The sequence below is a fragment of the Sphingobium fluminis genome (assembly GCF_037723805.1).
Lineage (GTDB): Bacteria > Pseudomonadota > Alphaproteobacteria > Sphingomonadales > Sphingomonadaceae > Sphingobium.
Genome location: NZ_JBBJUK010000001.1, coordinates 1,113,401 through 1,133,388 on the forward strand (window position 1 = coordinate 1,113,401; position 19,988 = coordinate 1,133,388).

The 19,988-nt window shown below is 65.3% G+C and carries 21 protein-coding genes; 6 read left to right on the top strand and 15 right to left on the bottom strand.

What is annotated here, in order from left to right:
• Window positions 1-4: 4 nt before the first annotated feature.
• The 3 genes from hrpB to WG907_RS05825 form a co-directional block, all read right to left on the bottom strand.
• Window positions 5-2,446, bottom strand: a complete 2,442-nt coding sequence (gene hrpB, locus WG907_RS05815) for an ATP-dependent helicase HrpB (RefSeq protein WP_340231702.1) — start codon at window positions 2,444-2,446, stop codon at window positions 5-7.
• Window positions 2,447-2,455: 9 nt separating this feature from the next.
• Window positions 2,456-3,250: a TSUP family transporter gene (locus tag WG907_RS05820; protein WP_340231703.1), complete on the bottom strand. Its 795-nt coding sequence runs from the start codon at window positions 3,248-3,250 to the stop codon at window positions 2,456-2,458.
• Between the two features lie 67 nt (window positions 3,251-3,317).
• The gene (locus tag WG907_RS05825) at window positions 3,318-4,343 is read right to left on the bottom strand and encodes a polyprenyl synthetase family protein (protein WP_340231704.1); all 1,026 of its coding nucleotides are present in this window, start codon (window positions 4,341-4,343) and stop codon (window positions 3,318-3,320) included.
• A 155-nt stretch (window positions 4,344-4,498) separates the two neighbouring features.
• On the opposite strand from WG907_RS05825, the gene WG907_RS05830 reads away from it, so the two are divergent.
• Window positions 4,499-4,783 carry a chorismate mutase gene (locus WG907_RS05830; RefSeq protein ID WP_340231706.1) on the top strand — a complete coding sequence of 95 codons (285 nt, stop codon included), beginning with the start codon at window positions 4,499-4,501 and terminating at the stop codon, window positions 4,781-4,783.
• Window positions 4,784-4,786: 3 nt separating this feature from the next.
• On the opposite strand, the gene WG907_RS05835 is transcribed toward WG907_RS05830, so the two are convergent.
• From WG907_RS05835 to WG907_RS05850, 4 genes are read right to left on the bottom strand one after another with little or no spacing between them, the layout of a single operon-like run.
• The gene (locus tag WG907_RS05835; RefSeq protein WP_340231707.1) at window positions 4,787-5,680 is read right to left on the bottom strand and encodes a DMT family transporter; all 894 of its coding nucleotides are present in this window, start codon (window positions 5,678-5,680) and stop codon (window positions 4,787-4,789) included.
• 44 nt (window positions 5,681-5,724) lie between these two features.
• Window positions 5,725-6,372, bottom strand: coding sequence for a heme exporter protein CcmB (locus WG907_RS05840; protein ID WP_340231708.1), 648 nt, complete (start codon window positions 6,370-6,372; stop codon window positions 5,725-5,727).
• Window positions 6,369-6,968 carry a heme ABC exporter ATP-binding protein CcmA gene (ccmA, locus tag WG907_RS05845; RefSeq protein WP_340231709.1) on the bottom strand — a complete coding sequence of 200 codons (600 nt, stop codon included), beginning with the start codon at window positions 6,966-6,968 and terminating at the stop codon, window positions 6,369-6,371. Before ccmA ends, WG907_RS05840 begins: the two co-directional genes overlap by 4 nt.
• Complete coding sequence (locus WG907_RS05850) at window positions 6,965-7,372, bottom strand: metallopeptidase family protein (protein WP_340231710.1); 408 nt, start codon at window positions 7,370-7,372, stop codon at window positions 6,965-6,967. The genes ccmA and WG907_RS05850 overlap by 4 nt, the downstream gene beginning before the upstream one ends.
• A gap of 40 nt (window positions 7,373-7,412) precedes the next feature.
• On the opposite strand from WG907_RS05850, the gene WG907_RS05855 reads away from it, so the two are divergent.
• The gene (locus WG907_RS05855) at window positions 7,413-7,703 is read left to right on the top strand and encodes a 4a-hydroxytetrahydrobiopterin dehydratase (protein ID WP_340231711.1); all 291 of its coding nucleotides are present in this window, start codon (window positions 7,413-7,415) and stop codon (window positions 7,701-7,703) included.
• Between the two features lie 4 nt (window positions 7,704-7,707).
• Here WG907_RS05855 and WG907_RS05860 read toward each other — a convergent pair whose 3' ends face one another.
• A complete protein-coding gene (locus WG907_RS05860) occupies window positions 7,708-10,038 on the bottom strand; it encodes a patatin-like protein (protein ID WP_340231712.1) in 2,331 nt (776 codons plus the stop codon).
• Between the two features lie 54 nt (window positions 10,039-10,092).
• The gene (locus WG907_RS05865; RefSeq protein WP_340231713.1) at window positions 10,093-10,791 is read right to left on the bottom strand and encodes an endonuclease/exonuclease/phosphatase family protein; all 699 of its coding nucleotides are present in this window, start codon (window positions 10,789-10,791) and stop codon (window positions 10,093-10,095) included.
• 89 nt (window positions 10,792-10,880) lie between these two features.
• Between WG907_RS05865 and radA the strand changes: the two genes are divergently transcribed.
• Both radA and WG907_RS05875 read left to right on the top strand, forming a co-directional pair.
• Window positions 10,881-12,248 (top strand): DNA repair protein RadA, encoded by a 1,368-nt coding sequence (gene radA / locus WG907_RS05870; protein ID WP_340231714.1) that lies wholly within the window; start codon window positions 10,881-10,883, stop codon window positions 12,246-12,248.
• Window positions 12,249-12,259: 11 nt separating this feature from the next.
• Entirely contained in the window at window positions 12,260-12,784 is a 525-nt protein-coding gene (locus WG907_RS05875) for a CvpA family protein (protein WP_340231715.1), read from the top strand.
• A gap of 27 nt (window positions 12,785-12,811) precedes the next feature.
• On the opposite strand, the gene WG907_RS05880 is transcribed toward WG907_RS05875, so the two are convergent.
• The 6 genes from WG907_RS05880 to rplU all read right to left on the bottom strand — a co-directional run bounded on the left by WG907_RS05880 (window position 12,812) and on the right by rplU (window position 17,581).
• Window positions 12,812-13,726 carry an NAD-dependent epimerase/dehydratase family protein gene (locus WG907_RS05880; RefSeq protein ID WP_340231716.1) on the bottom strand — a complete coding sequence of 305 codons (915 nt, stop codon included), beginning with the start codon at window positions 13,724-13,726 and terminating at the stop codon, window positions 12,812-12,814.
• Window positions 13,727-13,730: 4 nt separating this feature from the next.
• Window positions 13,731-14,861 (bottom strand): glutamate 5-kinase, encoded by a 1,131-nt coding sequence (gene proB, locus WG907_RS05885; RefSeq protein WP_340231717.1) that lies wholly within the window; start codon window positions 14,859-14,861, stop codon window positions 13,731-13,733.
• Between the two features lie 44 nt (window positions 14,862-14,905).
• A complete protein-coding gene (gene obgE, locus WG907_RS05890; protein ID WP_340231718.1) occupies window positions 14,906-16,009 on the bottom strand; it encodes a GTPase ObgE in 1,104 nt (367 codons plus the stop codon).
• Between the two features lie 122 nt (window positions 16,010-16,131).
• A complete protein-coding gene (locus tag WG907_RS05895) occupies window positions 16,132-16,707 on the bottom strand; it encodes a GNAT family N-acetyltransferase (protein WP_340231720.1) in 576 nt (191 codons plus the stop codon).
• A 273-nt stretch (window positions 16,708-16,980) separates the two neighbouring features.
• A complete protein-coding gene (gene rpmA / locus WG907_RS05900) occupies window positions 16,981-17,250 on the bottom strand; it encodes a 50S ribosomal protein L27 (protein ID WP_340231722.1) in 270 nt (89 codons plus the stop codon).
• Window positions 17,251-17,281: 31 nt separating this feature from the next.
• Window positions 17,282-17,581: a 50S ribosomal protein L21 gene (gene rplU, locus WG907_RS05905; protein ID WP_340231723.1), complete on the bottom strand. Its 300-nt coding sequence runs from the start codon at window positions 17,579-17,581 to the stop codon at window positions 17,282-17,284.
• A gap of 185 nt (window positions 17,582-17,766) precedes the next feature.
• Between rplU and WG907_RS05910 the strand changes: the two genes are divergently transcribed.
• The gene (locus WG907_RS05910) at window positions 17,767-18,162 is read left to right on the top strand and encodes a hypothetical protein (protein WP_340231724.1); all 396 of its coding nucleotides are present in this window, start codon (window positions 17,767-17,769) and stop codon (window positions 18,160-18,162) included.
• Window positions 18,163-18,308: 146 nt separating this feature from the next.
• Complete coding sequence (gene ybaL / locus WG907_RS05915) at window positions 18,309-19,946, top strand: YbaL family putative K(+) efflux transporter (RefSeq protein WP_340231726.1); 1,638 nt, start codon at window positions 18,309-18,311, stop codon at window positions 19,944-19,946.
• Window positions 19,947-19,988: the final 42 nt, after the last annotated feature.

Here is a 19,988-nt window from a genome sequence, read left to right on the forward strand (position 1 = left end):
ATAATCAAGATTTGCCTCGCGCGTCCGCCCGTTTCGTGCGCAGCGTCGGCGCTGCGCCCGCCGGATCGTCGGGCCAGGGATGGCGGGGATAGCGACCACGCATTTCCTTGGCGACATCGCGCCAGTTGCCCGCCCAAAAGCCCGGCAGGTCGCGCGTCGTCTGGATCGGCCGGCCGGCCGGCGATGTCAGCGACAGCACCAGCGCGATGTGCTGGCTGCCCACGGTCGGATGATCGGCCAGTCCGTACAGCGCCTGCACGCGCAATTCGACCCGCGGCCCTCCCTCGGCGGCGTAATCTATCTCGTGCGTGCTTCCGGCAGGTGACCGAAAATCGGGCGGGGCAAGTCGATCGAGTTGCTGCTTGCCGTCCCAGCCCAGCAGGGCGTCCAGCACGCCGGAGAGCGCCGACCGGTCTATGTCGGCGAGGCGGCGTTTGCCTGTGAGCAACGGCGGCAGCCATTCGCTTAGCGTCATCATCAGCGCTTCTTCCGAAAGCGGCGCGATGCCCGCGAATCCGGCCCGGATCCGCAGCGAGCGGGCGGCGTCCGACCATGGCAGCAGCGAAAGGCCCCCGCGACGCACGCCCTCGGTCAGGGCAGAGACGACCGCCCCCGAATCGGGCCGATCGTCCGACCCCGACGACAGGCGAACGGCTCCTAGGCGTCGCTCGCGCAGCGCCTCGATCCCGCCCGTATCGGGGCGAAAGCGCACCGTCCGGTGTTCGGCAATATGATCGCCGAACAGCGCCAGGACCTCTTCCTCGTCAAGGGGCGCGGCGGACAGGATGCGCGCGCCCGCCGCATTGCCCTGCACTTCGCCGACCGCCAGCCATGTCTCGCGCGCGAGCGGACTGAGGGGATCGAGCCGGAACCCCCGCCCGCCCGCGCTTGCCCATTCGGCCCCGTCCGCCGATCGGCGCTTTGACACTCGGTCAGGGAAGGCTAGGGCGAGGCAGCGTCCGACATCATGCGCGCTCGTTTGCGCCTTCTGTCCTCCGATGAGCCCGGTCCAGCGCCGGGCCAGCGCGCGCCCCGCATCGGCGCGCTTGCCGCTCTCGCGTCGCCAGCGCTGGAGCCGCAGCGTCAGGTCGACATCCTGACCGCCGATCCCCCGCTCGCCAAGCAGGACCGCAATTTCGGCTGCGAGCGACGCCATGCCCATCTCGCCGGCGCGCACGAGCATATGCGCGATGCGGGGCGCGAGCGGCAGTCGGGCGAGCGCTTTCCCGTGCGCAGTGATGCGCCCGTCCGTATCCAGCGCCTCCAGCGCGGTCAGCCGCCCGCGCGCTTCGGCGATCGCAGCAGGCGGCGGCGGATCGAGCCAGCGCAGGCTCGCCGGATCGCCAACGCCCCATAGCGCGCAGTCGAGCAACAGGCCCGAGAGATCGCTCTCCATGATCTCCGGCGGATCAAATGGCGTCATCCCGGCCGTCGCCGCCGCCTCCCACAGCCGGTAGGCGACACCGGGCGTTTGCCGCGCTGCCCGGCCGGCGCGTTGCGTCGCGGATGCCTGGCTCGCCCGCTCGGTGACGAGCCGGGTGACGCCCGCCGCCCGATCGTAACGGGGGCGGCGCGCAAGGCCACAATCGACGACGATGCGAACGCCATCGATAGTCAGGCTCGTTTCGGCGATCGATGTCGCGAGGATCACCTTGCGCCGCCCGTCGCGCGAAGGGCGGATCGCCGCGCGCTGGGCGGCAGGGTCGAGCGATCCGTGCAGCTTGTGCACCTGCGCGTCGATGCCCTCGATACGCTCTGCAGTTCGCTCCATTTCGCCGACGCCAGGCAGAAAAGCCAGCAGGTCGCCCTCGCGCTCCTCGACCAAAGCCAGGCGGATGGCGGCAGCCATGTCATCCTCGACCCGCTTGTCGATATTGCGGCCGATATGGCGCATTTCCAGCGGCTGAATGTGGCCCTCGCTCTCTATGACCGGCGCGCCGTCGAGAAGCGCGGCGAATCGCGCGCCGTCGAGTGTCGCCGACATGGGCAATATGCGCAGGTCCGGGCGCAGCGCGCCTTGCGCGTCCAGCGCCAGCGCCAGTCCGAAATCGCTGTCGAGGCTGCGTTCATGCACCTCGTCGAACAGGACGGCCGAGACGCCGGCCAGTTCGGGATCGTCCTGAATGCGGCGGACAAAAATACCCTCGGTCAGCACCAGCAGGCGCGTTCTCGCCGATTGGCGGCTGTCCATTCGCGTAGCGTAGCCCACGATGCCGCCCGGCTGCTCGCCCATCATTTCCGCGATCCGCTCCGCCGCCGCCCGCGCGGCAAGACGGCGGGGAGAGAGGAGAAGCACCTGACCGGTGCACCATGGCTCATCGAGCAGCGCAGGCGCGACGGCCGTGGTCTTGCCCGCGCCGGGTGGCGCGACCAGCACGGCATTGCTGCCCAGCCTCAGGAAGGCGAGCAACTCGGGCAGGACGGCGTAAATGGGCAGGGCGGTCATCGCCCCGCTCTAGCGCGGCCCCGTCACGCCGAACAGATAGGCGTGGATCGGGTTGTGCGGGTCGATCAGCATTTTCGCCGTCAGCGCCAGCGACATGATGATCAGGATCGGCTTGATCAGCTTCGACCCGAACCGCATCGCCAGATGAGAACCGATTTGCCCGCCGGTGATGCTGCCCACCGCCATGACCAGTCCGGCGACCCACAAGACATGCCCGCCATGGATCATCGTCAGCAGCCCGGCGATGTTGCTCGCGAAATTGGCCGCCTTTGCGTGGGCCGTGGCGCGCAGCAGGCTGAGGCCGCCGAGCGCAAGGAGGATGGTCGTATAGAATGCCCCGGCGCCCGGTCCAAAGAAGCCGTCGTAAAAGCCGATCGTCCCGATCAGCAGGCTGAGTATGACGATGCCCACCCGCTGCCGCCGGTCAAATTCGCTCGCTCGCGGCGAAAAGGTGAAATAGGCCGCGATGCCGATCAGCAGGGCCGGCATCAGCCCGGCAAGGATCGACGGACTGACCCGCTGCACCAGCCATGCGCCGCCCACCGAGCCGGCAAAGGCCGCCGCGATCGGCCAGCGATAGGCGCGCAGGTTCATATGTCCCTTGCGCGCATAGGCGACGCAGGCCCCAAACGTGCCGAAGCAGGATTGCAGCTTGTTGGTCGCGACCGCCGCAACCGGGGGAATGCCCACTGCCATCAGGGCGGGCAGCGAGATGAGGCCGCCGCCGCCCGCCATGGCGTCGATGCAACCGGCCATCAGCGCGGCTGCCATCAACATGGCGAGCGTTTCGGGGGTGAGGATCATCGGGGGCCTTCCGGGTTGCTGATCACCCGAAGGGACAGATGTTCAGACGATCGACGCCGCCATTGCCTCAATAGGCGCGGGCGATGGCAAATTCGACCGCTTCGGTCAGCGCCGACTTGGCGCGCCCGCCAGCAAACATGCCCAGCGCGTCGATGGCGCGTTGGCCATAATGGCGGGCGCGCGCCAGCGTGTCGGCGATTGCGCCGGTGCTGCGCAGCTGCTGCGTTGCATAAGCGAGATCCTCGTCGCCGACCCGGCTACCGGCCATGGCGGCTTTCCAGAACGCGCGGTCCGCTTCCGATCCGCGCGCATAAGCGAGGATGACGGGCAGCGTCACTTTGCCATCCCGGAAATCGTCGCCGGCATCCTTGCCCATGGTCGCGCCGTCCGATTCATAATCGATCGCGTCGTCGATCAGCTGGAACGCGATGCCGAGATTACGGCCATAGACGTCCAGCGCCTTTTCCTCCGTCTCGTCCCGGTCGGCGATGACGGCCGATATTCGGCAGGCGGCGGCAAACAAAGCAGCGGTTTTGGCGCCGATAATGTCGAGATATTGTTCTTCGCTCGTCTCTACCTGGCGCTGAGCGGTCAATTGATTGACCTCGCCCTCGGCGATGACCGCCGATGCGTTGGACAGGATTTTTAGAACCTTAAGCGATTCGGCTTCGACCATCAGTTCGAACGAGCGCGAAAAGAGGAAGTCGCCGACGAGGACGCTAGCGCTGTTGCCCCAGATGAAATTGGCGGTCTTTCGGCCCCGGCGCAGGCCCGATCCGTCAACGACATCGTCGTGGAGAAGGGTGGCGTTGTGGATGAATTCGACAGCGGCCGCGAGCTTGTAGTGGCGCGTGCCCGCATAGCCGACCAGATCGGCGCAGGCGAGCGTGAGCATCGGCCGCAGCCGTTTGCCGCCGCCTGCGATCAGGTGGCCGGCCAGTTCGGGGATCAGCGGAATGCGCGACGCCATGCGGTCGATAATGACGGCGTTGACGTTGTTCATGCCTTCCCCGACCAGCGCCATGATGGGGGCGAGCGATGGCGCACTGGTGCGGCCGATCGGAAGGACGTTGCCGGATACGGATGCTGTCATGACGCGGCCCATGTGGCGACGCAAAAAGCGTAAAGCAAGCGGGAATAGCTTGCCTGTCAGGCCGGATGGCGCAAAAAGCGCCCGACTGTTGATCGATGCGTCGCAGGGAAGCGGGAAAACCATGATCCGCTTGTCGTGCGATGCCCTGGCGGAGGATGAGCGTGGACGAGACTTTGCAGCGTTATCGGGAAAGCATCGACAATATCGACGCGGCGCTGGTGTTCATGCTCGCGGAACGCTTCAAGACGACGCAGGCCGTGGGAGAATATAAGGCGACGCACAAGTTGCCGCCAGCCGATCCCGGTCGTGAGGCCAGGCAGGTGGAGCGCTTGCGTCAGCTTGCCCTCGACGCGAAGCTGGACCCCGACTTCACCGAAAAATTCCTTCGCTTCATCATCGACGAGGTGATCCGCCACCATGAAAGACTGCGCGAGGGATAAGGATCAGGCGGGTTCGGCCAGAACGTCGGGCGCTTTTGCCGAGCTGCGGCCGAGCAGTACGCCGCCCAGCGCGAGCGCGAACCCGGCGATCTGAATGATCGCCAGGCGTTCACCGAATAGCAGCCAGCCTTCGATCGCGGCGAGCGGCGGCACGAGCAGCAACAGCATCGACATGCGCGTCGCGCCCTGATGGCGGACCAGCCAGACCAGCAGCGACAGGCCTGCCGCCGACAGGCCCAGTACCGACCAGGCGAGACCGGCCCAAAGCACAGGGGAGCCGTCCCATCGCCATTCGCCGCCGATCATAACGGCACAGACCATGACCATCGCGGCACCCGCATTCTGGACCGCGCCCGACATCAAAATGCCGTCCGTCGCGATCGATCCCCGCTGGATCAGCGTGCCGCCCGCCATGCACAGAACGGCGATGAGGCCCGCAACGATCGGCGCGAACGCTATGGCGCCCGCGTCCGCGCGCTCGATGGCTGGCGTAAGGACGCAGGCGACGCCGCCGATCGCGACGAACAGTCCCACCCATGACCGCCGGGGGAGATGCTCGCGGAGCAGCGGCACGCTCACGACCGCCACTATCAGGGGCTGGAGCGATCCCAGCAGTGCCATGATCCCCGCCGGCATGCCTCGGGTGATGGCCCACCAGCCAAGCCCCAGATAGAGGCCGTGCATCATGATCCCGGCGGCAAGGTGCAGGCCGAGGCGGCGGCCCCTCGGCAGCGGCTGACGGGCATAAATGGCGAGCGCCCCCAATAAAGCCGTGGTCAGAATCAGGCGCACCGCCAACACCAGTTCGGGCGGCGCATGCGGGGTCACGGCCCTCGCCACGATGAAGCCTGTGGACCATATCAGGACAAAAATGATCGAGGCGAGGATCGCGCGCATCCCGGCCCCTTGCCGCACACGCACAGGGCTGTCGAGGGGGGAGGCTATTCTCGTCCTGCGCGGATCGCCGCCCCGCCGGCAAAGGGCGTGATCGCCACCAGCAGCAGCGAGGCCGCGCCGAGGAATTTGAGCGCCGCGCCGCTGCCGTCGCCCAAAGTCCCTGCGCCGAAAATCAGCACGGGCACCGCCAGCGGCAGAGCCAGCAGGCCGGCCAGCGCGCCGCTCGATCGCAGGCCGGCTGTCAGTGCGGCGACCAGCAGGGCGAGCGCGGCGAGGCCGGGGGTGCCGATCAGCAGCCCGGCTTCGAGAAGAAAGATCGTTTCGCTGTCGAGCTTGAGAAGCGCGGCGGCCGGTAACACCGCGACCATGAGCGGCGGACCAAAGCCCAGCCAGTGCGCAATCAGGCGAGCAGCCAGCATTATTTCCTCGCCAATTCCGCGCAGAGTCAGCTGGTCGAACACGCCCGCATCGCGATCGGGCGCGATCAGCCGGTCGATCGGCAGCAGGCTGGCGAGCAGCGCCGCGATCCATATCATGCCGCCCCCCGTCCGACCGAGCAAAGCGGCGTCGGGGCCTATTGCAAAGGGATAGAGGCTGGCGACGAGTAAAAGAAAAGCGACCGGTAACCACAGGCCAGCCGAGCGCCATGCCTGCCCGATGTCGCGGGCGATAAGCAGGGCGAGGACGTTCATATTCTCGCGTCCGCATGAGCAGCCAGGTCGATCCTGAGCGCCATCGTCATCGGCAAGGGCTGATGCGACGCTGTTATGACGATCCCACCACGGGCAAGATGGAGCTCTACGGCTGCGCCAAGGAGGCCAAGAGATGCGTCGTCAAGCCCATTGGCTGGCTCGTCCAGAAGCCATATCCGCGCGCCCGACGCGATGACGCGGGCGAGCGCGGCGCGCTTGCGCTGGCCGGTCGAGAACATACGTACCGGCAACTTGGCGATGGGCGCGAGCGCCATCGCCTCCATCGCCTCGGCCAACGCTGTGGGACTGGCATCGTCCAGTTGCGCCCAGAATTTCAGTGCGCTTTGCAACGTTAGGTCGGTGTCCAGCGCCAGCCTTTCATCGGTCAGCGCGATCCTACCCTGGCGCTCGACACTGCCGGCGACGGCGGGCAGAAGGCCCGCGCAGATGCGCAGCAGGCTCGATTTGCCGATACCGTTGGGGCCATGGAGTAAAATCCCATCGCCTGGTCCCGCCGTAAGATCGACGCCGTGAAACAACAGCCGCCCGCCGCGCGCGCAAGCGACGCCCATCAGGCGGACATGCGGCGCGCTCATGGCGCGACCATATCCTCCAACACATGCATATCGAGGTCGGACAGGCCGAAATGATGGCCGATTTCATGCACGACGACGTGGGTGATGAGCTGGTCGAGCGGAATGCCGGTTTCGACCCATTCATCGAGCAGCGGCCGGCGGAACAGGTGGACGCTGGGCGGCGGATCGCCGGTCTGCACGGCATCGCCGACGGGACGCCCCCGATACAGGCCGGTGAGGCCGAAGGGGTCATCGACCTCCATGTCCTTGAGCGTCTGCGCATCGGCAAATTCCTCGACGAACAGGACGATATCGGAAAGATGGTCGTGAAAGGGCGCGGGCAGGCGGCCCAGCGCTTCGAGCGCCAGCGTCTCGATCTGGCCGGGAGTGGGCGCGCAGTGCGGATGTTGACCGGTGTCGGGCATCGCTGCCACATAAGCGAAACCAAATGGCGAGGCTAGGGCGATGGTTGGTAAACTGGATGTTGATGAACGCGCGCGGGCGCTCGCCGATCTGCCTGGCTGGTCGGTCGTCGCGGACCGCGACGGTATCAGTCGGCGATTCACTTTCGCAAATTTTAACGCCGCCTTCGGTTTCATGACGCGCGTCGCTTTGCTGGCGGAAAAGGCGGATCATCATCCCGAATGGTCCAACATCTATAACAGGGTGGATATCATTCTTACCACCCATGACGCCGGCGGCTTGTCCCGCCGCGACATCGATCTCGCTGTCGCGATCGACGCCCTGTTGCCTTGACGACTTATCCGATCTCGCGCCGCAGGCTGGCGATGAGGTCGGCGACATGGGGCAATCGCGCCTCTTCCTCGTCGAGGATCGCGAGGAAGGCACTGCGTCGGTAGGCCTGCAACGCACCGTCGGGCAAGCTGCTCGTCCCCGGCATGGTAGAGATGACGATGTCGAGCAGTCGTTCGACGCCGTGAAGCCGCCCCCAGAGATAGTCGTTCTCGCGATAGGCGCGGCTGAAGAAGGCGCCGAAATTGTTGAATTCTATGCCTCTGAGGGTCGCGTCCGCCCCGCCCGCGCGGATCGCGCTGCAATCCTCGGGCGAAATGCGATCGACCTTGATCGGGTCATATTCATCGACCGCCTCGCCCTGCAACAGTGGCAGGGTCGCGATATCGTAAAAGGGGAATCCCAGATAGGCGAGGAGCATGATCCGCCGCGCGCTTTTGGGCAGGGCCGCGAATGCGTCGGCGAGCAGGAGGTCGGTGAGCTGGTCCTTTTCCCGCAGGTTTCGCGCCTGTGCGATCGCATCGAGCGCGGCGGCGGGATCGGTGGGTGATTCTGCCGCGCTGGCGCGTACGACCGCGCCGTAGATGTCCGTGCCCTCGCACTGTGCATAATGGGCGAGCGCGCGGTAGATCGCGTCACGCATCTTCTGGACGGCCGGATCGTCCGCCGCACTGTCGGGCTCCAGCGTCTCCGTCAGTCGTCGCGCAAGGAAGCGCAGCCGGCGAATGCGGAACGACAGGTCATGGGCGCGGAAGAAGGTGACTGGCGCCGAGGCTGGTGCGACACTTTCCGTGAGCTGATCGGCCCCGATCGCACGGATATGCGACCATAGCGACTGGCGACAGGTTTCACGCATCATAGGGCTGCTTTCACCGCTCAGCTCGAACAGCAATCCCGCCAGATCCTCGACGATCCCCGATAGTTTGAGGTGCCCATAGGCAGGAAACGCGAAGCCAGCGGAGGTGGCGGCGCGCTGCTGCGCCTTGGCTCGCCAGTTCATCAGGCGAGGGGCGGTCGGCCGATCGAGGAACAGCATACCGCCGATGGCGCTTTCGACTTCAGCCTCGATGCCCGGCCGCAGCGCGCCCAAAATACGCACCATGCGGCGGATACGCGCGCTGTGCCGGTCGATCAGCTCCAGATTGTCTCGAATGGGCTGTTCGCGCGGGATGTCGCTCAAGGCCCCGAAGATGGTGCGGAAGAAACCGGGCAGCGCTAGATCATGCTGATCCTCGTCCTCCTCTTCCCCGCGCCGGTTGAGACGGATCGACCGGCGGCCGGGCTTGGGATCGATATAGACGAAGCGCCGGTCGATCTCGCGCCGGGACGGGCGGTTGCGCAGTGCGCCTATGGCGGGGGCAAAAGGCGCGTTGGCGAGAACCGATCCGTCGATCAGCACGGCGTCCTCGGCCTGTCCCCGAGCGGTCTGGCGGGGCAGCACGCGGGCGAGGAAGGCGTCACGGCCCGCCCATGTGCGATGACGGCGCTGGAGCACCCGGTCCAGCTCGCGCACAGTGAATGGCGGGAACGCTCCGGGGAAACTGGCGGTTGCGCGCGCCGCAAAGACCAGTTCGGCAGCGTCGGTGAAATCGCTTTGACCGCGGTCGCGCGAGCGGAAGCCGATCGACAGGCGATGCTCGGTCTCGACCACCAGCGGCGGGCTGTTGAGCGTCAGGCTCTGCGGATGGCCTTCGAAATCGGTGACAGTGACGAAGAGATCGAGCGGATGCCCCTTGGGCAGCAACGGCTCGCCATGTGGCGTTGCGGCCATGGCGTCGAACGCGTCGAGCAGCATGGTCGAAAAAATTTCCCCGCCAAAGGGGGGCTCGAACCAGCGCGAGCGGATGAAGCGGGACAATTTGTGGCGCACCTCTTCCCGCGTTTCGGGCGCGACGGTTCGTTCGACGGTATCGCCCGGATGACGCGCGGCCATCCACACGAGCGGCGCGGCCCAGAATTTGCTGATCGCACGTGCGGGCCGCGCATCGGGATCGAGCAGGCTGTCGACATCGGCATTTTGCAGCCACATGTCGGTCAGCGGCTCCAGCGACTGGCCGCTTTCAATCGCTTGGGCAAGGAAGATACCGTTGATGCCGCCCGCGCTAGCGCCCGCGATGATATCGGGCATGACGCGCAGCCGGACGCCGCTCGCGGCCTCCATATCCTCTAGCAGCCGGCGATAGACGGTCTCGCTGCCCGGGTCGGGCGGGACGCCGTCGTGGAAGCCCCGGCTCGCGCGCGCCAGACGCCAGATTTCCTTGGTGATGCCGTGCATGTAGACCGCAAGACTGATGCCGCCATAGCAGACCAGCGCCAGCCTCAGTTCCTTCTCCCTCATAGAAGGGGGATCGCAAGGCCAGCGCGGTTTGTCGAGCGCCGCATCGGTCCGGAGTCAGCCAAGTTTCAATTCTGCCCAGATCGGCAGATGATCGGACGCCCGCCGTGCCGCGGCGCTTTCATGCACCCCGCAGTCGAGCAACGTAGATCGCGTGCAATGCATGATGCGGTCGAGCCGGGCGACCGGGCGTCGTGCGTGGAAGCTGCGACCGCAGGGCGCAAAGCTGTAATGCCGGGCAAAGTCGGCAAGACAGCCCCGGTTGGCGCTCCATTCGTTAAGGTCGCCCATTAATACGGTGGGCAGGGCCTCGCCATGCGCGGCGGCGTGAATGACCGCCGCTGCCTGCCGCCGCCGCCACAGCCCCGACAGATCGAGATGCATGCCGAAGACCCGAACCTTTCGTCCATAAAGGCCGATCTCGGCCATCGTCGCCCCGCGCGGCTCCAGACATGGGAGATGTAGCACATCATGGGCGGCAACATCGGCATGCTTGCGGACAAGTATCACGTTGCCGTGCCAACCCATCGAATCACTCTGGACGTTGAGGGGAACCGGCTTGTAGCTGCTCTGGCTTTCCAGCAGCCAGGCCGGGATGGCGGCAGAGCGGACCCCGAATCGGCGGTCGGCCTCCTGAAGCGCTATGATGTCGGCGTCGATCTCGTTCAGCACCTCCAATATGCGTTCGGGATTGCGACGGCGATCGGTGCCAATGGCTTTGCGGATATTATAGCTGGCGACGCGGATGGACTTCATAAGCATTCAATGCCCAAGCGCGCCGCAGGTTTCCAGCATCCCTTGCAAGATCATTTTGTGTTCCGCATATGTTCTGTTATGCGACGATTATGGCAAAGGCAAAGCGCAAATTCGTCTGTCAGCAATGCGGCACCGTCGCGAGCCGCTGGCAGGGCCAGTGCGAGGATTGCGGCGAGTGGAACAGCATCGTCGAGGAGGCTGCCGAGACCGTCTTTTCAGCGCGGCACGATTTACAGAGCGGCGGGCGCGCGCTCACGCTGGTGGCGCTCGACAGCGAGATCGCGCTGCCCGATCGGACGTCCACCGGGATCGCCGAGTTCGACCGGGCTTTGGGTGGCGGGCTGGTCACGGGGTCGGCGACGCTGATCGGCGGCGATCCGGGTATCGGTAAATCGACGCTGCTGTTGCAGGCGGCGGCGCGAATTGCGATGCGCGGGCTTTCGGTAGCCTATATCAGCGGCGAGGAAGCGGCCGATCAGGTGCGGTTGCGGGCGCAGCGGCTGGGGCTTGGTCAGGCGCCGGTGCAACTTGCCAGTGCGACGTCGGTGCGCGATATTCTCACCACGTTGAGCGAAGGGCCACCGCCCGCATTGATGGTGATCGATTCGATTCAGACCATGCACAGCGATCTGATCGAGGGCGCACCCGGCACGGTCAGTCAGGTGCGCGCCTCGGCGCAGGAGCTGATTCGCTTCGCCAAACAGCGAGGGACGGCGCTGGTGCTGGTGGGGCATGTCACCAAGGATGGTAGCATCGCCGGACCGCGCGTGCTGGAGCATATGGTCGATACGGTGCTGAGCTTCGAGGGCGAGCGCAGCCATCAATATCGCATCCTGCGCGCGATCAAGAACCGGTTCGGCGGCACCGACGAGATCGGCGTGTTCGCGATGGTGGCCGAGGGGCTGGAGGAGGTTGCCAATCCATCCGCGCTGTTCCTGACCCACCGAGACGAGAGCGTGACCGGGGCCACGGTCTTTCCCGCGCTGGAAGGGACGCGGCCGGTACTGGTCGAAATTCAGGCGCTGGTGGTGCGGCTGTCGAGCGGCGCGACGCCCCGGCGGGCGGTGGTAGGCTGGGACAGCGGACGGCTGGCCATGGTGCTCGCGGTGCTGGAAGCGCGCTGCGGCCTCAGCTTCTCGACCTGCGAGGTCTATCTCAACGTCGCGGGCGGCTATCGCCTGTCCGACCCGGCGGCCGATCTGGCCGTGGCGGCGGCCTTGATTTCGGCACTGGCGGAAAAACCGGTGCCCGCCGACATGGTGCTGTTCGGCGAGGTCGCTCTGTCGGGCGAGATCAGGCCGGTTGCCCATTCACCCCTCCGCCTGCGCGAAGCTGCGAAGCTTGGCTTCGAACGGGCCTTCGTCCCGAGCGCGGCGGCCGACGGGGTCAAGGGAATAGCGGTGAGCGGATATCGCACCCTCGCGCAGCTGGTTGACCAGATGCTCGGGCGGGGATAGCCCGCTTCCTCATGAACGGCGTCGACATTCTCGTCCTGCTGCTGATCGGCGGGTGCACGGTTTTTGGCTTGCTGCGCGGTTTCGTGCAGGAAACCCTGTCACTCATCGCCTGGGTGCTGGGCATTTTCGCCATTCGCCTGTTTCATGCTTCGGCGGCGGCGTTGCTGACCCCGTTCGTGGGAACGACAAGCGGGGCGGCGATGCTCGCGTTCGCGCTGGTCTTTGGCTTTACCTTCGGCGCGGGCAAACTGCTTGCGCGCGCGATCGGGCGTCGGACGCGCCAGTCGGTGCTGGGGCCAGTCGATCGGGTGCTGGGCGGCGGGTTCGGCGCGATCAAGGGACTGATCGGCGCGACTTTGGTTTTCCTCGCCTTCAGTCTGGTCTACGACACATTCTACGGCAGCGGCGCACGTCGTCCTGACTGGCTATCCGACGCCCGCACCTTCCCGCTTTTGAACGCCAGCGGCCAGGCGATCAGCGAATTCGTCGCGGAGCGGCGGGCGAGAAAACCTACGGCGGGCGCTACGACCATATAAGCGCCTCTTTCGCACGGCGGGGTGACGTTACAGCCAGCCCTTGGCCCGATAGGCTTGCGCCGTTGCTCTCAAACCCTCGTTAGTCGGCACGGCAGGCGTCCACAACTGCGGCACAGGATGCAGCGTCTCCCGCGCCACCCAGTCGGGATGGCAGAAATAGCGAACGCGATCCGGCGTGAGCTTGGCATTGACCCCGCGAAAGCCGCGATCCACGCGCGCGGCGATGTCGAGCAGCCAGCGCGGCGTCGCCACAGTGCGCACCGACCGTCCTACCGCGCGACCGATGGCTTTCCCGAAATCCTTATGCTTCCATCCGCCCGGCGTTCCGTCATCGACTTCATAGGTCTGGGCGAGGCCGACATGCCTGCTTCCTCCCAGTGTCAGCAGCAGCCGGGCAAGATCGCTCACTTCGATGACCGACAGGTGCCCGTCCGGCGGCAGCAGCATGAAGCCGCGCTTCGCCATGGCGAACAGTTCCAGCATCTCGCGATCGCCCGGACCATAAATGGCGGGCGGCCGAACGATCGTCCAGTCGAGGCCGCTCGCCCGTACATGACGCTCCGCCACGTCCTTCGACCAGCCATAGTCGGAAAGTTGAGGCTCGCGAGCGGCGAGCGACGAAACATGGACAAGCCGCCGCACGCCCCGCCGGCGCATGGCGTCGATCAACGTCATCGTGCCGCGCGCATTGCCCGCCTCGAAACCGTCGCGGTCGGGCGCATTCACCACGCCGGCGATGTGGATCACCGCGTCGACGTCCCGCACCAGCGTGTCGAGCGCGGCGGCATTGTCCAACGATCCATGCACCCATTTGAGGCGCGCGCGGGGGGGCTGGGCGCGGCGCGTGAGTGCACTGACATACAGCCCCGATGCCAGAGCCCGGTTCAATGTTTCAGCGCCGACGAATCCCGTCGCGCCGGTCATGGCAATACGAAAGGACATGGGTTCAGACCAGCGCCATATGGTCACGATGGACTAGCACCGATCGCGGCATTTCGCCGAGCAGGGTCGCGATATCCTCGCTGCGCTTGCCGGCGATGCGGGTCGCTGCCGCGCTGTCATATTCTGTGAGGCCCCGGGCGATTATCCTGCCATCGGGCGCGAGAATATCGACCACGTCGCCGCGCGCGAACACGCCTTCGACGCGCGCGACCCCGGCGGGCAACAGGCTGTTCCCGCGCTCCAATGCTCGTTCGGCGCCTTCGTCCACGGTGATGCGACCGCGCACGGTCAACCGTCCGGCCAGCCAGCCCTTGCGCGCGCCCTTGCCCTGCGCGCCCACGAAGACCGAGCCTCGTCCCCCCCGCTCCCAGTGCGACAAGGGCGCGTCGATCTTGCCCGAGATGATGGCGAGGTGAGCCCCGGCACCGGTGGCGATCTTGGCTGCCTCGATTTTCGAGGTCATCCCGCCCGATCCCATGCCGGACGCGGAACCGCCATCCGCCATGGCCAGGATGCGCGCGTCGATCCGGTCGATTCTCTCAATAAACATGGCGCTCGCATCCACGTGCGGATTCGCGCTGTAAAGCCCGTCCACGTCAGACAGCAGCACTACCGCGTCAGCCCGAGCAGCCTGTCCGATCCGCGCCGCAAGGCGGTCATTGTCGCCGAAGCGGATTTCCGCGGTGGCAACGCTGTCATTTTCGTTCACGACCGGCACGACGCCGAGCGCCATCAGCCGCTCCAGTGTCGCCGAAGCGTTCAGGTAACGGCGTCGATGTTCGAGATCATCGAGCGTCACCAGCATCTGCGCCGCAGTGATATCCTGTTCTGCCAGCAGCGTGGCCCAACATTGCGATAATGCGATCTGGCCCGTGGCGGCGGCCGCCTGCGCATCCTCCAGACTACCGCGCCCACCTTTGGGCAATTTCAGGCGTCGCGCGCCGAGCGCGATAGCGCCCGAGGACACGATGATGATCTGCTGACCCGCCGCCTTGCGCGCGGCGACATCGGCCACAACGGTGCGCAGCCAAGCTTCGCGGACCTGCCCGGCGGTATCGACGAGTAGCGCCGAGCCGATCTTGATAACCAGACGGCGGATGGAGGGGGGCGGAAAGCCGGAAAGGGGCGTTGTCATGACGGCTTATGACGACATTCGAATGGGGATGAGTGGACGAGGTTTCAGAGCGGAGACCATGGCTTCGCGTCCTCATCGCCTTCATTCGCCGCGTCGGCCTGCGCAGCCGTCTTTGCGTCGCCCACAATCGGCAGAATAGCGTCCAGTAGCGCTTCCATGCCTTCGCCCGTGCCCGCCGAGATGGTGAAAACATCCTCCACGCCCGCGTCGCGCAGTTGGGCGGCGATATCCTCCATCAGTTCCGCCCCCAGCAAATCACCTTTGTTCAGCGCAACAATCTGCGGTTTTTCGTCGAGGCCACCGCCATAGGCGGTCAGTTCGTCCTGCACTATGCGCCATGCCTCGACAGGATCGTCGCCGGTCGCGTCGATCAGGTGCAAAAGCACGCGGCACCGTTCGATATGCCCCAGGAACCGGTCGCCGATCCCCACGCCGTCCGCCGCGCCCGCAATGAGGCCCGGAATGTCGGCCAGCACGAACTCGCGCTGTTTGTGCAACACGACGCCCAGTTGCGGCTTGGTGGTGGTGAAGGCGTAAGCCCCGACTTTCGCCTTGGTGTTGGTCACCTTGTTGATCAGCGTCGATTTGCCCGCATTGGGCATGCCGACGAGGCCGACATCGGCGAGCAGCTTGAGGCGCAGCCATACCCACATCTCCTGACCCGGCCAGCCGGTGCCATGCTGGCGCGGCGCGCGGTTGGTGCTGGTCTTGTACGACATATTGCCCCGGCCGCCATCGCCGCCGCGCAGGAAGACCATGCGCTGCCCCGGCTCGGTGAAATCGGCGAGAATTTCCTGATCCTCGAAGTCGGGGATGCCATCCTCATCCTCGGTGCCTTCGACCGGCTGGGGATCGGATAATATCTGCGTACCGACCGGCACCTTGACAATCAGATCCTCACCGCCGGCGCCATAGCGATTCTTGCCCATGCCGGGCATGCCGCGCTGCGCCTTGAAATGCTGGGAGTAGCGAAAGTCGATGAGCGTGTTGAGACCTGCGACACATTCGAAGATGATGTCGCCGCCCTTGCCACCATAGCCGCCGTCCGGCCCTCCATATTCGACATATTTTTCCCGCCGGAAACTGACGGCGCCGGGGCCGCCCCAGCCGGACTTGATGTATATTTTTGCTTGATCGAGAAAATGCATGGGCTGGCCCATAGCGCCTTATGGCCGGGAATTAAACCGTCCCGCTCAGCCAACTGGAATCGCGCTGTCGATCTTTGTCCGGACCGGGCGATGCGGCTCCTTGCTCGCTTGCCCGATCATCTTCAGGCCGCGAGCGCAGGCCCGCCATCGCGATAAAGTTCGAGCGCCGGGTCATTGGCCATGCGCGCGACCGCACTCTCTTCGAATAGCAGGCAATCGACGGGGGCCCTGCGTGTGGCGCTAAAGCGTGTCTCAGTGCGTCCGGTGAAGCGGAAGCCGATCTTGCGCAGGACATTGCCTGACGCGGGATTGTCGGCGAAGTGGAATGCGCGCACCCCGCTCAGGCCGGTGGCGCGGGCGATGCTCATTACCGCCTGGCCAGCCTCCGTCGCGAAGCCGAGCCCCCAATAGGGCCGCGCGATCCAGTAGCCGAGTTCCGGCGTCCCGTCGGGCGCTTGCGAAATGCCGCAGCCACCCACGAGGCGAGGCGCGCCAAGCGTGCGGGTGAAGGCAAGCAGTTGGGGCATGTGATGATCCAGCGGCCGCGCCAGAAAAGCCTGCGCTTCCGTCAATCCGTAGGGACTGCGCGCTGCCGCCAGATTACGGAGCACCGCGTCGTTGCCGATCGCTTCGGCGAGCGCGGGGGCGTCTTCCATCCAGCCTGGCCGAAGGAGCAGGCGGGGGGTGCGGGCGAACATGATCGTCTCTCCTCTTCTGAATGCGCCTTTGGCCGCGAATGATGACGGCTTGAAGACGGTCTGGTCTGGATGATCCCCGCCCGCAGGACGCGCGAGAATGCGTGGAGTTCCAGTGACTTGAGGGAAATGAATGAGAGAGCGCGACAAACGGAAAAAGGGGGCGCTCCCACAATAGGAGCGCCCCCTTTTTCCCTCGAACACCGACGTCAAGTTTTTCAGCTTGCCGATCGGGAGGATCGCCCCTTTTTCAAGGACGACCCGTCATGTCGTCCGTTATTCCGCGGCTTCCGCCTGCGCGTCGACCGATACATATTTGCGGCCGAGCTTGCCCGAGTGGAAGGTTACGCGGCCTTCGCCCAGAGCGAACAGCGTATGATCCTTGCCCATGCCGACATTCCGGCCGGGATAGACGCGGGTGCCGCGCTGACGGATGATGATGTTGCCGCCGATCACTTCCTGACCGCCGAACTTCTTGACGCCAAGGCGCTTCGACTCAGAATCGCGACCGTTGCGCGACGAACCGCCAGCTTTCTTATGTGCCATGACCTAAACTCCTCGAATTTCTAGCTGCGGCTCAGGCGCCGATCGACACGATCTTGAGAATCGTGTGACGCTGGCGATGACCGTTCTTGCGGCGATAATTATGGCGGCGGCGCTTTTTGAAGACGATGACCTTCTCGCCCTTTGCCTGGGCGATGATCTCGGCAGCGACGGTCAGGCCGCCGACATCCTTGAGGTCGCCGCCGTCGCCGGCCAGCAGGATGTCGTCCAGCGTGATCTTGTCACCGGCCTCACCGGCCATTTTCTCGACGACGATCTTGTCTCCGGCGGCGACGCGATATTGCTTGCCGCCTGTGCGCACGATAGCGAACATGGCTTATCTCTTCTCGTTCAAAACTGCTTTACGCAACTCACCGAAGACCAAAAGTCCTGCTGACCCGCGCGGGAATGTGGCCCGTTAGTGGAAGGTTCGGGCGATGTCAACCGGCCGAACCGGCGAGGAAGGGTGGTTTTTGCCGCTGCGCTTCCTATAATAGAGCCTGGTAAAAAGGGAGCAGAATGAGCCGATCGGATTACAGAGCCGATACAGAAAAGGGCGGCACGCTCTTTCTCGCGGCGCTGTGGTTGACGATCATGCTGGCGCTGGTGTGCGCGCTAACTCCGCTTGGGCCACCATCGAGTCGACAGGCGGGATCGGCGTTCAATCCGGCGACGAGTGCGGTAGCGCTCAAATCGCGCTCGTCCGTTCCGTCTTCCTTGCTGCAAACGGCCGACCCGGATGGATCTGATCGGTCGCTCCCCGAAGCGCCGGTCGCGATTCTGCCGGTCGATGCCGTTGTCATCATGTCGGCGGCGGCAGGGGTTGATGCCTTTGTCCGACTGCCGCCAGCCGGTCCGCCCGCCGCCATCGGCCTGACCAGGCGGCTTGCCAGAGCACCCCCTTTCCCGCGTTGACCGTTATGTCCGCTCCCGTCGAGCGGGACGAGCCCGGTACGCTGGCCGCAATCATGCGGTCCGGTTCCGACGGAAACATGCTAGGCCGATGAGAGGCCTTGCGCCCGGTGGTCGTGTCGTCCACCACTTCTGAACGAAAGCCATTCATGCCCCATCACACGCCCCTGATCGGCACCATCGTCGCCGGCCTTGTCGTCGCCTTCATCATGGGCTCGATCGCCCATCGCCTCAAATTATCACCGCTAGTCGGGTATCTGGTCGCCGGCATCATGGTCGGCCCCTTTACGCCAGGTTTCGTGGCGGACGCAGGCCTTGCCAACGAACTGGCCGAGATTGGCGTCATCCTGCTGATGTTCGGCGTTGGCCTCCATTTTTCGCTCAAGGACCTGTTGTCGGTCAAAAACATCGCGGTCCCCGGCGCGTTGGTTCAGATTGCCGTGGCGGCGGTGCTCGGCATGGGGCTGGGGCATGTCATGGGCTGGCCGCTGATGGGCGGCATCGTCTTTGGCCTCGCGCTCTCTGTCGCCAGCACGGTCGTGCTGCTGCGCGCGCTTCAGGGTGCTGATCTGGTCGAGACGCGGCGTGGGCGCATCGCGGTCGGCTGGCTCATCGTCGAAGATCTGGTGATGGTTCTTGCGCTGGTGCTGCTGCCGGCGCTGGCCGACGTCATCAACAATGCCGACGGAACCGGCGGCGCGAGCGCGCTGCTGGCGCCATTGCTGGGTACGTTGCTCAAGGTGGCGGGATTCGTCGCGCTGATGCTCGTCGTGGGCCGGCGCATCATCCCCTGGACGCTGCACTGGGTGGTCCATAGCGGGTCGCGCGAGCTGTTTCGCCTCGCCGTGCTGGCGATCGCGCTGGGCGTGGCTTTTGGCGCTGCCTATGCTTTCGGCGTATCTTTCGCTCTGGGCGCGTTCGTTGCCGGCATGATCCTGGGCGAAACCCCGCTCAGCCGTCGTGCGACAGAAGAGACGCTACCACTGCGTGATGCCTTTGCCGTCTTGTTCTTCGTGTCGGTAGGCATGTTGTTCAATCCGCGTGTTCTGATCGATCAGCCGCTGCCACTGCTCGCTACCGTCGCGATCATCATCATCGGCAAATCGATCGCCGCCTTCGCCATCGTTCGCCTGTTCCGCCATCCTGGCGACACCGCGCTCACCATCGCGGTCAGCCTGGCGCAGATCGGCGAGTTTTCCTTCATCCTCGTCACGCTCGGCACCGGGCTTGGCGTGTTGCCCGCAGAAGGACGCGACCTGATCCTGGCGGGGGCGATCATCTCGATCTTCCTCAATCCGATCCTGTTTTCTCTGGTCGTGCGGGGCCGCAAGCAGGAGGAAACCGACGAAGAGGATGCACGCGTCGCCGCCGCCCGCCCGGCGATCGGCCATGTCGTGCTGGTCGGCTATGGGCGTGTCGGCAAGCTGATCGCAGACCGGCTGGCACAGCGGAACCTGCCTTTCATGGTGATCGAGGATGATGCGGACAAGGCGGAGGAAGCCCGGCAGGCGGGCATTCCGCTGGTGCGCGGCAATGCGCTGGAGGACAGGCACCTGCGCGCGGCCGGTATCTGCGAGGCGCGTCATCTGCTGATAGCCGTGCCCGAAGGCTTCGAGGGCGGCGCGATCCATGAACATGCGCAGCGCCTGAACCCCAATCTTCAGGTCGTCGCCCGCGCCCATAGCGATGCGGAGGTAGACTATCTGGAGGGGCTTGGCGTGCCCCATGTCGTGGTGGGCGAACGCGAGCTGGCCGGGCGCATGCTGACGCTATGCGGCGTTAAATAAAATGGTGCGCCCATTCGATCCGGGCTGCCGGGAGCTATTCCC